General features: G+C 72.9%; 12 protein-coding genes and 1 pseudogene. 7 read left to right on the forward strand and 6 right to left on the reverse strand.

Features of this window, described 5'->3' with window-relative positions; translation table 11 throughout:
- The first annotated feature begins 93 nt into the window (after positions 1 to 93).
- The 3 genes from ACZ43H_RS16535 to ACZ43H_RS16545 all read left to right on the forward strand — a co-directional run bounded on the left by ACZ43H_RS16535 (position 94) and on the right by ACZ43H_RS16545 (position 3,076).
- Entirely contained in the window at positions 94 to 693 is a 600-nt protein-coding gene (locus tag ACZ43H_RS16535) for a class I SAM-dependent methyltransferase (protein ID WP_464584680.1), read from the forward strand.
- Positions 694 to 885: 192 nt separating this feature from the next.
- A complete protein-coding gene (locus ACZ43H_RS16540; RefSeq protein ID WP_464584682.1) occupies positions 886 to 1,896 on the forward strand; it encodes a TerC/Alx family metal homeostasis membrane protein in 1,011 nt (336 codons plus the stop codon).
- A 91-nt stretch (positions 1,897 to 1,987) separates the two neighbouring features.
- Positions 1,988 to 3,076: a hypothetical protein gene (locus ACZ43H_RS16545; RefSeq protein ID WP_464584684.1), complete on the forward strand. Its 1,089-nt coding sequence runs from the start codon at positions 1,988 to 1,990 to the stop codon at positions 3,074 to 3,076.
- A gap of 18 nt (positions 3,077 to 3,094) precedes the next feature.
- Here the strand turns inward: ACZ43H_RS16545 and ACZ43H_RS16550 are convergent, their stop codons facing one another.
- Both ACZ43H_RS16550 and ACZ43H_RS16555 read right to left on the reverse strand, forming a co-directional pair.
- Positions 3,095 to 3,589 (reverse strand): GNAT family N-acetyltransferase, encoded by a 495-nt coding sequence (locus ACZ43H_RS16550; protein WP_464584686.1) that lies wholly within the window; start codon positions 3,587 to 3,589, stop codon positions 3,095 to 3,097.
- Positions 3,582 to 4,061 carry a zinc ribbon domain-containing protein gene (locus ACZ43H_RS16555; protein ID WP_464584688.1) on the reverse strand — a complete coding sequence of 160 codons (480 nt, stop codon included), beginning with the start codon at positions 4,059 to 4,061 and terminating at the stop codon, positions 3,582 to 3,584. The genes ACZ43H_RS16550 and ACZ43H_RS16555 overlap by 8 nt, the downstream gene beginning before the upstream one ends.
- A 96-nt stretch (positions 4,062 to 4,157) precedes the next feature.
- Here ACZ43H_RS16555 and serC point away from each other — a divergent pair, with 96 nt between their 5' ends.
- Positions 4,158 to 5,297 carry a phosphoserine transaminase gene (serC, locus tag ACZ43H_RS16560; protein WP_464584690.1) on the forward strand — a complete coding sequence of 380 codons (1,140 nt, stop codon included), beginning with the start codon at positions 4,158 to 4,160 and terminating at the stop codon, positions 5,295 to 5,297.
- A 49-nt stretch (positions 5,298 to 5,346) separates the two neighbouring features.
- Here serC and ACZ43H_RS16565 read toward each other — a convergent pair whose 3' ends face one another.
- Complete coding sequence (locus ACZ43H_RS16565; RefSeq protein WP_464584692.1) at positions 5,347 to 6,087, reverse strand: alpha/beta fold hydrolase; 741 nt, start codon at positions 6,085 to 6,087, stop codon at positions 5,347 to 5,349.
- A gap of 82 nt (positions 6,088 to 6,169) precedes the next feature.
- Here ACZ43H_RS16565 and ACZ43H_RS16570 point away from each other — a divergent pair, with 82 nt between their 5' ends.
- A complete protein-coding gene (locus ACZ43H_RS16570; protein ID WP_464584694.1) occupies positions 6,170 to 7,165 on the forward strand; it encodes a helix-turn-helix transcriptional regulator in 996 nt (331 codons plus the stop codon).
- Here ACZ43H_RS16570 and ACZ43H_RS16575 read toward each other — a convergent pair.
- Entirely contained in the window at positions 7,150 to 8,325 is a 1,176-nt protein-coding gene (locus ACZ43H_RS16575) for an epoxide hydrolase family protein (protein ID WP_464584696.1), read from the reverse strand. The two genes, ACZ43H_RS16570 and ACZ43H_RS16575, sit on opposite strands and share 16 nt — an antisense overlap.
- Positions 8,326 to 8,405: 80 nt before the next feature.
- On the opposite strand from ACZ43H_RS16575, the pseudogene ACZ43H_RS16580 reads away from it, so the two are divergent.
- Positions 8,406 to 8,951: pseudogene (locus ACZ43H_RS16580) on the forward strand (helix-turn-helix transcriptional regulator); the annotation flags it as partial.
- Positions 8,952 to 9,376: 425 nt separating this feature from the next.
- Here ACZ43H_RS16580 and ACZ43H_RS16585 read toward each other — a convergent pair.
- The gene (locus ACZ43H_RS16585; protein ID WP_464584698.1) at positions 9,377 to 9,874 is read right to left on the reverse strand and encodes a macro domain-containing protein; all 498 of its coding nucleotides are present in this window, start codon (positions 9,872 to 9,874) and stop codon (positions 9,377 to 9,379) included.
- Between the two features lie 75 nt (positions 9,875 to 9,949).
- Here ACZ43H_RS16585 and ACZ43H_RS16590 point away from each other — a divergent pair, with 75 nt between their 5' ends.
- Entirely contained in the window at positions 9,950 to 10,789 is an 840-nt protein-coding gene (locus ACZ43H_RS16590) for a GNAT family N-acetyltransferase (protein ID WP_464584700.1), read from the forward strand.
- Between the two features lie 6 nt (positions 10,790 to 10,795).
- On the opposite strand, the gene ACZ43H_RS16595 is transcribed toward ACZ43H_RS16590, so the two are convergent.
- Positions 10,796 to 11,800: a DNA topoisomerase IB gene (locus tag ACZ43H_RS16595; RefSeq protein WP_464584702.1), complete on the reverse strand. Its 1,005-nt coding sequence runs from the start codon at positions 11,798 to 11,800 to the stop codon at positions 10,796 to 10,798.
- Positions 11,801 to 11,819 lie beyond the last annotated feature (19 nt).

An 11,819-nucleotide genomic window follows, 5' to 3' on the forward strand; every position in this document is an offset into this window, starting at 1 on the left:
GTAGGTCGGATCGCGCCGAGGGGCACCCGAACCGGGTGTCCTCACCCGTTGAGGCGAATGACCCCCCGCGGCCGCGGTGCCTATGCTCCGCGCATGACGACCCGGGACCACCTGCACCAGACCCGCATCCTCTGGGACGCGGAGGCCGCCACCTTCGACGAGGCTCCCGACCACGGGCTGCGCGACCCCGGGACCCGGGAGGCCTGGCGCGCGCTGCTGCTCGACGCGCTGCCGCCGGCACCGGCCCGGGTGGCCGACCTGGGCTGCGGCACCGGCACCCTCGCGCTGCTGCTGGCCGAGCACGGCTACACCGTGGACGGGATCGACATCTCCCCCGAGATGGTGCGCCTGGCCACCGAGAAGGCCGACGGTGACACCGGCGTCCGATTCACCGAGGCCGACGCGTCCGCCCCTCCGCTGGACCCGGGTGCGTACGACGTCGTGCTGTGCCGGCACGTCCTCTGGGCGATGCCCGACCCCGCCGACGCCCTGCGCCGCTGGGTCGACCTGCTCGTCCCGGGCGGCCGGCTGCTCCTGGTCGAGGGTCGCTGGTTCAACGGGGGCGGGCTGGCCGCGGCCGAGACGGTCGCGCTGCTCGAGGCCGCCGGCCGGGACGCCACCCTCACCCTGCTGCCCGACCCGGTCTACTGGGGTCGCGAGATCGACGACGAGCGCTACCTGGTCGTGGGCTGATCCCGCATCGGACCCTGTCCTTGCAGTGTCGGATCGAGCCCTTGAAAGGGGTCAGTACACTGGGGGCTCGAGGGGAGTACCTCACCCAAGCACCACCCGGTCAGTACGACAGCCCCACGGCCGTCCCGGGAGGTCGCCGGCAGGCGCCGGTCGAGGAAGACCTCGGACACCGAATGACGTCCGAGGAGCACCATGTCCCCGCTCGCTGCGACCGCGACCAGCACCGTCGACACGATCGCCACCCCGACCCTGTGGGCCGTCACCATCGGCCTCGTCCTCGCGCTGCTCGCGCTGGACTTCGCACTCACCCGCCGACCGCACGAGGTCTCGCTGCGTGAGGCCCTGGGCTGGTCGGCCTTCTACGTCGCCCTCCCCCTCGCCTTCGGCGGCTGGGTGTGGTGGCAGCACGGCACCGACCGGGGCGTGGAGTACCTCACCGGCTACCTGGTCGAGAAGTCCCTCAGCGTGGACAACCTGTTCGTGTTCATGCTGCTGCTGGCGGCGTTCGCGGTGCCGGCGGCGCTGCAGCAGCGGGTGCTGCTGTACGGCATCGTCGGCGCGCTGGCGCTGCGCGGCGTCTTCATCGCCCTCGGCGCGGCCGCCCTCGCCGCGTTCGACTGGGTCTTCCTCGTCTTCGGCCTGGTGCTGGTCGTCACCGGCGTCAAGATCCTCCGCGACACCCTCGCCGGGCACGACCACGAGGTCGACGTGTCGCGGATGCGGGTCGTGCGGGTGGCCCGTCGGTTCTTCCCCGTCACCGAGGAGTACGCCGGCCCGCGGTTGAGCGTCCGGCAGGCCGGGCGTCGGGCACTGACCCCCTTCGCCCTGGTGGTGCTGGCGGTGCTCGCCACCGACATCGTCTTCGCGATCGACTCGGTCCCCGCGGTCTACGGCATCACGGGCGACCCCTACCTCGTCTTCGCCACCAACGCCTTCGCCCTGCTCGGCCTGCGCGCGCTCTACTTCGTCCTCGAGAGTGCGCTGAGCCGGCTGGTCCACCTCGGCTACGGGCTGGCCGCGATCCTGGCATTCATCGGCGCCAAGCTGGCCCTGCACTGGGCCCACCTGCAGTGGCCGGCCGTCCCGGAGATCCCGACGCTCGCTTCGCTGGGCGTGGTCGTGGGCATCCTGGCGGTCACCGTCGCCACCAGCCTGGCGGCCTCCCGGAGCGACCGGGACGACGTGGACGAGATGGCCGGCTGATCCCCACGATGGGGGACACGTCGGGCGCGCGCCCACGACAGGTGCCTAGACTCCCGCGGGTCCCGGGGGGTGACGGACCACGAGGAGACCCGTGCAGCACCGCGCAGTCCAGACCGTTCTCTCGCTCGTGCCCCGGCTCGTGCTGATGGGCGCCCTGCTCGGCGTCACCGGGGGCGTCGCCCCGGGCCCGTGGGTGCACGCCGCCGGCACCGACACCAGCCCGGCGCGGGCGGACCGGTGCTCCGGCGACGGGTCCTACGTCTGGGGCCACCTGGGGAGGTGCGGCTGGCCCGGGCCCGGCAGCACCGGACCGCGCGCGAGCCGGTGTCCCGGCAACGCCCTGACCGAGCGGGGCTCCGACCCCACGTCGATCATCCACGTGACGAGGAGGGGCGCCACGATCAGCTGCCGCAGGATCGTCGGCTGCCTGAGCGTCGAGGCCCGCGACGTGACGGTCCGTGACGTCGCCGTCCGCTGCACGTCGGGGCGCCGCGGCGAGGCGGCCAACGGGTCCGCCGTGATCACGGTGGGGAACGGCGCGAGCGCGACCGTCCGCCGCGTGTCCACCAACGGGATGCGGGGGGTTCACGCCTGTGTCTGGCACCAGGGCACCCGACTCGTGGTGAAGAGGCTCGACTGCCGCCATGCGAATGACGGGGTGTTCAGCTGGAGCGACACCGGCTACTCGCGGACGACCGGGGACGACTTCGAGATCACCGGCAGCTGGTTCCACGACTTCACCACGCGCACCGCGAACGGGCACGTCGACGGCTACCAGACCGAGGGCGCGTCCCACGGGGTGATCCGGCACAACACCTGGCTGATGACCACCGACGACGGCAACTCCTCCAACAGCGCCATCGCGATCTGGGACAGCCTGCGCAGCAGCCGGGACATCACGGTGCGCCACAACCTCATCGCCGGTGGCGGGTTCTCCGTCTACGCCCATGACTACAGCCCGTCCGACGCCGACCCCCGGGGCGGCTACAGCGTGAAGGACGTGCGGTTCCTCGACAACGTCTTCAGCCGGCGCCTGTTCGGCTGCGTCGGGTACTACGGCGTCTGGTTCCCCCGCGGGGAGCCCACCGACGGCTGGCGCCGGCACGGCAACACGGTGCTCGAGACCGGCTCACGCATCGACAGCGGGAACCCCACCTACCGCGGCCACTCCTGCACCTAGGGCACCCTGGGGCACGTCTCAGGCGGTCAGCAGCTTGCCGAAGCACCGCGAGAGCGGCGCGTCCTTGTAGTAGCCGAACCCCGGGACCGGCGTGTAGCCGCAGGACTCGTAGAGCGCGATCGCCTCCGGCTGCCGCAACCCGGTCTCCAGGACCAGCGCCCGGGCACCCGCGGCGGCCGCGTCCTCCTCGAGGTGCGCCAGCATCCGGCGGGCCAGCCCCGCCCCGCGCAGCCGGGGCACGACGTACATCCGCTTCACCTCTGCGGTCTCGGTCGTGCCGAACGCCTCGACGCCGTTGCGCCGCCACGCCCCGGTCGCGACCGCATCGCCGTCCGTGTATCCCACGAAGAAGCTGCCGGCCGGCGGCTCGAACATCGCGTGCTCGAGCGGGGTGTCGTCGGGGCCGCCGTACCGCACGACGTACTCCGCCTGGACCTCGGCGATCAGGCGCATCGCGTCCGGCTGCCCGTAGCCGACGCGGACGATCTCCAGCCGGGCCCCGGTCTCAGCCAAGAGCCGACCCGCACGAGTCGCAGAACTTCGCGTCGGCGTCGTTGCGCACGCCGCACCGGCTGCAGTACGGCCCGGTGGCGGTCGACCCGGCCGACCCGGACGTCGTGCCCGGTCGGTCGTCGACCGTGCGGCCGACGCCGAGGACGCCCTGGCCGTCGGTGAGGTAGGAGGCGGAGTCCTTCACCACCGGCATCGTCTCGCCGGCGGCGTACCGCGCGGATGCCCCCATGAACCCGGCGTTGAGGGCGCCGAGACCGAAGACGACCAGGAACCCGCCGGCCGCGAGGAGCAGCACGCCGGCGAACCCCGAGCTGTCGTCCACCGACTCGCTGGTCGCGCCGTGGTAGAACGCCAGGCCGCCCTTGACCGCGACCACCAGCCCCGCGGCGAGGAGCACGAAACCGACGACCCGGAGGATCGTGCGCTTGCGTCCCTGGTCGGCGAAACCTGGGTTCCCGGTGCTGCTGCTCATCTGGACTCCTCGGGAGTACGGCGCGTGGCGGGTGCCACAATAGGGGCTCTGACAGCGTCGTCAGGAGTCACCTCCTACCCACCCGGAAGGCTGTTCATGACCGACGCCCCGCAGAGCTCCCCGCTCGAGATCCCCGCCGACCTGCTCCCGGCGGACGGCCGGTTCGGAGCGGGCCCGTCGAAGATCCAGACCAGCCACCTCGACGCGCTCGCCGCCACCGGGACCTCGCTGATGGGCACGTCGCACCGGCAGGCGCCGGTGCGCAACCTGGTCGGCCGGGTCCTCGACGGCCTCGCGACGTTCTTCGACCTGCCCGAGGGCCACGAGGTCGTGCTGGGCAACGGCGGTGCCACGGCGTTCTGGGACATCGCGACCTACGGCCTGATCCGGGAGAGGAGCCAGCACCTCTCGTTCGGCGAGTTCTCCTCGAAGTTCGCCAAGGCGGCCGCGGACGCGCCCTGGCTGGCCGACCCGTCGGTGATCGCCTCCGAGCCCGGCTCGCGCCCCGTCGCGGTCGCCGAGGAGGGCGTCGACGCCTACGCCTGGGCGCACAACGAGACCTCGACCGCCGTGATGGCGCCGGTGCGCCGCCCCGAGGGGACCTCCGCCGCCGAGTCGCTCGTGCTCGTCGACGCGACCTCCGGCGCGGGCGGGCTGCCCGTCGACCTGACCGAGGTCGACACCTACTACTTCGCGCCGCAGAAGTGCTTCGCCTCCGACGGCGGCCTCTGGCTCGCGATCATGTCGCCGGCCGCGCTGGACCGGGCCGCCGAGATCGCCGCGAGCGGCCGGCACGTCCCGGCGTTCTTCGACCTGCCGACCGCGATCGACAACTCCCGCAAGAACCAGACCTACAACACCCCGGCGGTGGCCACCCTGTTCCTGATGGCCGAGCAGCTGGACTGGATGAACTCCCAGGGCGGGCTCGCGGGGATGGTCGAGCGGACCACGGCGTCGTCGAGCGCGCTCTACGGCTGGGCCGAGAAGACGTCCTACACCACGCCGTACGTCGCCGACCCCGACCACCGCTCGCTCGTCATCGGCACCATCGACTTCGACGACTCGATCGATGCCGCCCAGGTGGCCGCCACGCTGCGCGCCAACGGGATCGTCGACACCGAGCCCTATCGCAAGCTGGGCCGCAACCAGCTGCGGATCGCGATGTACCCTGCGGTCGACCCGGCCGACGTGGAGGCGCTCACCGCCTGCATCGACCACGTGGTCGCCCACTCCTGAGGCGCGGATGGGCCCCGGGGACGTCGCCCCGGGGCCCTACCGTCGTCGTCTAGCAGCTGACCGACTCCAGCACGGTGGCGAGCTCCACCGGTCGGCTCACCATCGGCCAGTGCCAGGTCGGCAGCTCGACGTACGTCCAGTCGCCGTCGGCCATGTGCGCGAACACCGGCGCGTGGGGCGCCATCTGCCGCAGCTGCTCGAGGCTGAAGCTGCAGAGCACGCCCGCCCGCGGCAGGCCCTCCCAGGCGCCGGTGAGCTCGACTGGTTGGGTGGCGGTGCGCCAGGGCTGCGGCTGCGAGCCTTCGACAAGCGCGGCCACGGCATCGTCGTCCACCTCGGGCACTCCGGTGGCGAGCACGGCCCAGGGCGGCGGTGGAAGCTTCCAGCCCTCGCCGTGCGTCATGACCAGGTCCTGGTTGGCCGCCCGCGCGTCGGGTCCCTCGAAGTCGGCCTGCGCCGTGCCGGCCGGCAGGGGGCCCGAGTCGATGTAGACCAGACGGGCCACCCGCTCAGGCGCGCGATCTGCCGCACCGGTCGTCACGAGGGCGCCGTAGCTGTGGCCGACGAGCACGACGTCGTGCAGGTCGTGCTGCTCGAGGAGCTGCACGACGTCGTCGATGTGGGTCGTCAGGTCCGTCTCCGGCGAGGCGAGGTGCGCGCGCTCACCCATGCCGGACAGGTCGACGGAGTGCACGACGTGGCCGCGCTCGCCCAGCGAGTCTGCAACGGCGCGCCAGATCGAGGCGCCGAGCCAGAAGCCGGGGACGAGGACGTAGGTGGTGGTGTTCATGGCCGCAACGCTAAGGTGCTTTGCGGACAGATTCCGCCCGGTATCCAGACGCAGTTCTTGCCAGGCAGCCCCGAGGAGAGCCGTGACCCGCCCCACCGCACGCGTGCTGGCGATGCTGGAGCTGCTCCAGTCGGGCGGGCAGCGCACCGTCGGCGAGCTCGCGGCGCGGCTCGGGGTCGACGAGCGGACCGTCCGGCGCTACGCCGAGCACCTCGCCGATCTCGGGATCCCGGTCCAGGCGCAGCGGGGCAGGTACGGCGGCTACCGGCTCTCACCGGGCTACAAGCTGCCCCCGCTGATGCTCACGGACGACGAGGCCGTCGCCGTCGTCATGGGTCTGCGGGCCGCGGAACGCGCGGGGCTCGCCACCACCGACCACGCGGCGACGGCGAGCGCGCTGGCCAAGGTGTCGCGCGTGCTGCCGCGGGCGCTGCGCCACCGGCTCGACAGCCTGCTGTCGACCGCGCAGTTCACGACCCCGACGCGCACCAGCGCTCCCGCCGGCGCCGACACGCTCCTCGATCTCGCCTGGGCAGCGCAAGCGCGGCGCAGCGTGGTGATCGCCTACACCGCCTGGGACGGGCAGGAGTCGCAGCGTGAGCTCGACGTCTACGGCCTGGTCTTCCACTCCGGCCGTTGGTACGCCACCGGACACGATCATGGCCGCGATGACGTACGGACCTTCCGCCTGGACCGCATCGCCTCGGTCAGGCAGGGCGACGGCTCCTACGTCGTGCCCGCCGACTTCGACGCGACGGCACGGGTCGTGTCGGGCATCGCGGCGGTCGGGTGGTCGCACGAGGTCACCGTCGTGCTGCGGACCACCCTCGCGAAAGCGAGCGAGCGACTGCCCTCGAGCGTGGGACGGCTGACCGAGCACCCTGACGGCGTGCTCCTCGAGACGCGCGCCGAGCACCTCGACGGCATGGCCTGCCTGCTGGCCGGGCTCGGCTGGGACTTCGAGGTGATCACCCCCGCCGCCCTGCGCGACGAGGTCCTCGCCCTGTCCGACCGCCTCCGAGCCAGCGCGGCGCCGTCGCCGGCACCTCGGGCTGCACCTGCTCAGAGCCCGGCGTAGAACGCCCGGATGTCACCGGCGACCACGTCGGGGACCTCCATCGCCGCGAAGTGGCCACCCTCGGGATGCTCGCTCCAGTGCACGATCGCGGTGTTGTCGCGCTCGGCCAGCGGCCGGATCGTCTGGAAGTCGTCGGCGAAGACGGCCACCCCGGTGCGGCCGTGGCTGACGGCCGGCTCGGCACCGGACCTGCTCTCCTCCCAGTAGAACCGCGCCGCGGAGGCGGCGGTGTTGGTCAGCCAGTAGAGCGACACCTGGGTGAGGACCTGGTCGCGGGTGAGCAGGCTGGTGCCGTTGCCGAAGTTCTCGAAGAGCTCGTTCCAGGCCAGCTGCCCCACGGGTGAGTCGGCCAGGCCCGCGGCGACGGTCTGCGGTCGGGAGCCGTTGGCGGCGGCGAACCCGGCCCGCTGCTGGAACCAGCCCAGGAACTCCAGCGCGGCGTACTCCTTCTCACCGAAGGACGCGAGCTCGTCGGGGGCGCCGGACGGGAACGAGAACAGCTGCAGGACGTGCGCACCGAGGAACCCGTCGGGGTCCATCACCGCCAGCTCCCGCGAGACCATCGCCCCGGCATCGCTCCCGTGGGCGCCGTAGGAGTCGTAGCCCAGGCGCCGCATGAGGACGTCCCAGGTCCTCGCGACGCGGGCGACGGTCCAGCCGCCCTCAGTGAGCGGGGCGCTGAAGCCGAAGCCGGGGATCGAGGGGATGACCACGTGGAAGGCGTCCGCGGCGCGACCTCCGTGCGCCACCGGGTCGGTGAGCGGGCCGATCATGTCGAGGAAGTCGAGGAACGAGCCCGGGTAGGTGTGCGTCAGCACCAGCGCCCGGGCGCCCGGCTCGGCGGAGCGCACGTGGGCGAAGTGGATGGTCTGCCCGTCGATCTCGGTCAGGAACTGGGGCACGGCGTTCATCCGTTCCTCCTGCTCGCGCCAGTCGAAGCGGTGCTGCCAGTGGTCGACCATCTCGCGCAGGTACGACTCGGGCGTGCCGTGGTCCCACGAGTCGCCCGGGGCCGGGGCGGCGAACCGGGTGCGGGCCAGGCGGTCGCGCAGGTCGTCCAGGGTGTCCTGGGCGATGTCCACGCGGAACGGTGTGATGGCGGCGGTGACCGCGGGGTCGAGGGAGGTGACGTCGGCGGCGGGTGTGGTGTCGGTGTTCATGGCGCTGACGCTAGAAGCAATTCCGGAACACTTCGTTCCGCTAATCTCGGACTCCCGGACAGAGCGTGAAGGAGTACGTCGTGCGCCAGACATCGGCCCGGCTGCTCGAGCTGCTCGCCCTGCTGCAGTCCCGCGTCGACTGGTCCGGGGCCGAGCTCGCCGAGCGCCTCGAGGTCACCGACCGGACCGTCCGCAACGACGTCGCGCGGCTGCGCGAGCTCGGCTACCCCGTCGACGCGGTCCGCGGGCGGGGCGGGCGCTACCGGCTCGGCGTCGGCGCCAAGCTGCCCCCGCTCCTGCTCGACGACGAGGAGGCCGTCGCGGTCGCGGTCGGGCTGCGGGCCGCGTCCGGCATCGCCGGCGTCGAGGAGACCAGCGCGCGGGCCCTGGCCAAGCTGGAGCACGTCCTGCCGCACCGGCTGCAGCGACAGATCGGGGCGCTGCGCGACGCCACCAGCGCCGGCCCGGTCAACACCGACAGCAACGTGCCCGACCCGCAGGTGGCCCCAGCGGTGCTCACCGAGCTGGCCGCGGCCATCCGGGACGAGCAGAGCCTGCGCTGCGACTACCGGGGCGAACCGTGCAACGTCGAGCCCTACCGGCTGGTGAGCTGGCAACGGCGCTGGTACCTAGTGGGCCGGGACCGTGACACCGGCGCGTGGGCGCCGTACCGCGTCGACTGGCTGCGGCTCCGCACGCCGGGCGGCCCCCGGTTCACCCCCTCCCCCGTGCCCGGGGGCGACCTGACCGAGTTCGTGGTGCGCGAGGTGGCGGCCACGGGCGGGCGGTGCACGCCCGGATCGTCGTGGACTCCCCCGCCGAGGAGGTGCTGGCCCGGATCAACCCGACGGTGGGGACCGTCGAGCCGCTCCCCGACGGCCGGAGCGTCCTGGTCACCGGAGGCGACAGCCACGAGATCGTCGCGGTCTACATCGGCATGCTCGGCCTGGACTTCCACGTCACCGACCCCCCGGAGCTGGTCGAGCACCTGCGGCTGCTGGCGCGTCGCTACGCGGGGTCGGTGGACCCGGGCTGAGCGACCGACCGGCGCTCAGCCGCCGAGCGCCGCCGAGATCTCGTCGTACGTCGCGCGGTCGCGCGCCACCATCCGGGCCTCCGCGACCCGCGCCCCGGCGGACCTCAGTGTCTCCAGCGCGGCTGCGATCGCGTCGTCCTTGGGCCACCCGAAGATCCCCGCACTGATCAGCGGGAACGCGATCGTCCCCGCACCGATCTCGTCGGCCACCTCGAGGGCGCGGGCGTAGCACGAGGTCAGCAGCGCACGGTCCGTCTCGCCGGCCCGGTGGTTGGGGCCCACCACGTGGATCACCCAGCGGGCCGGCAGGTCGCCGGCGGTGGTCCAGCCGGCGTCGCCGGTCGCGAGCCCGTGCGGGAAGCGAGCGATGCAGTCCTCGAGGATCGCCGGGCCGCCGGCGGCATGGATCGCGCCGTCGACACCTCCGCCGCCCCGCATCGCGCGGTTGGCGGCGTTGACGACCGCATCGACCTGCTGGCGGGTGATGTCCCCCTGGACGACGGTGATCTCCATGCCCCGATTGTGCCTGCCCCGATCCTGCCCGCCCGGGCCATGGCGGCACGGGTCCCGCACCCGCATGCTGGAGGCGTGCCCACGACCTTCGACCCCGCGTGGGGGGTGCTCGCCGAGCAGGCCGAGGCGGAGTTCATGTACCGCTTCAACCACGACGCCTCCGCGGAGGCCGAGCGCGCGCTGGGGATGGACGCCGTGCGGATCGGCGGCGGGGTCCTGACCCTGATGACGCACGACCCGACCGGCGGCTACTGGAACAAGGCGGTGGGGCTGGGCCTGACCGAGCCGGTCACCGCCGGTGTCGTCGACGAGGTCCTGCGGCTCGCCACCGAGCGGGCGGTGCCGTCGCTGGCCGTCCAGGTCTCGCCGCACGCGCAGCCCGAGGGCTGGGAGACGTTGCTCGAGGAGCGCGGGCTGGCGCCGGGCGCCACGTTCGTGAAGTACTTCGGGCCGCTCCCCGACCTCGGACCTGACCGCACCGACCTGCGGATCGACCGGCTGCCGCCCGAGGACGCCGCGGAGTACGCCCGGGTGATCCGCACCGGCTTCGGCATGCCTCCCGACCCGGCGATGGAGGCGTGGTTCGCCGAGGTGCCGACGTACGACGACGACTGGGTCACCTACGGCGCCTGGGACGGGGACGAGCTGGCCGCGGTGGCGAACCTCTTCGTGCACGGGGAGGTGGCGACCCTGAGCGGCGCCGCGACCCTGCCCGCGTTCCGTGGCCGCGGCGCACAGTCCGCGCTGATGGCGGCCCGGCTGCGCGAGGGCACCGCCCGGGGCTGCCACTGGGTGTCGACCGAGACCTGGCCCGAGTCGCCCGGCAACCCGAACCCGTCGCAGCACAACATGCGTCGCCTGGGCCTCGCGGAGCTCTACCTGCGCCGGGACCGGATCTTCACCCCTGCGCGCTGACCTCCGTCACGACTCCTTGAGCAGCCGCAGGGTCGCGCGCTCCAGCGCCGCCTGCCGGGCGTCGGGGGTGTCGTAGGTGCGTCGCGTCGTGCCGTCGATGGTGCGCCCCTCCTCGTAGGCCTCGATCACGCGCGGGTCGACATAGGACGACCGGGCTAGGGTGGGGGTGTTGCCGAGGAAGGAGGAGACCTCCTTCATCGCGCCCGAGACCGCCCGCTTGCGCGACGCCTGGGTCTCGCCGTGCTCGTCGGTCTCGGCCAGCGCCGCCGCGGCCAGCACGGTGGCGTGCCAGGTGCGGAAGTCCTTGGCGGTGGCCTCGAGGCCGGTGCTGGCGCGGACGTACTCGTTGACCAGCGCCGGCAGCATCCCCCGCCAGGAGCGCCCCTCCTTGTACGACAGCAGCCGCAGGTCCTGCCCGCGCCGGCGCCGCATGATGTCGATCGCCTCGATCACCACCGCGTCGTCGATCTCGATGCGGTGGTCGACGCCGGACTTGCCGGTGAAGGTGAAGACCAGCCGGTCCTGGCGACGTCGCACGTGCCGGCGCTCGAGGGTGGTGAGGCCGAAGCTGCCGTTGGTGTCGGCGTAGACGTCGTTGCCAATCCGGAAGTAGCCGAGGTCGAGCAGCCGGACCGCGGCCGCGCAGGCCCGCTCCAGCGGCATGCCCTCACGACCGAGGTCGGTCAGCACCAGCTCGCGGGCACGGGTCAGCGCCCGCCCGAACTCCAGCATCCGGTCGAACTTCTCTGCGTCCCGACGGGCCCGCCAGTCGGGGTGGTAGAGGTACTGCCGCCGGCCGGCGTCGTCGGTGCCGACCGCCTGCAGGTGGCCGTTGGGCCACGGGCAGACCCACACGTCCTCCCAGGCCGGCGGGATCACCAGGTCGCGGACCCGCTGGGCGTCCTCCTCGGGCAGCCGGTCGCCCTCACCGTCGAGGTAGACGAAGCCGCGACCGGCGCGGCGTCGGGTCCATCCCGGCTGGTCGGGCGAGGTGCGGCGCAGGCGTGGCATGCGCAGAAGGTAGCCAGCG

The organism is Nocardioides sp. DN36, assembly GCF_055380375.1.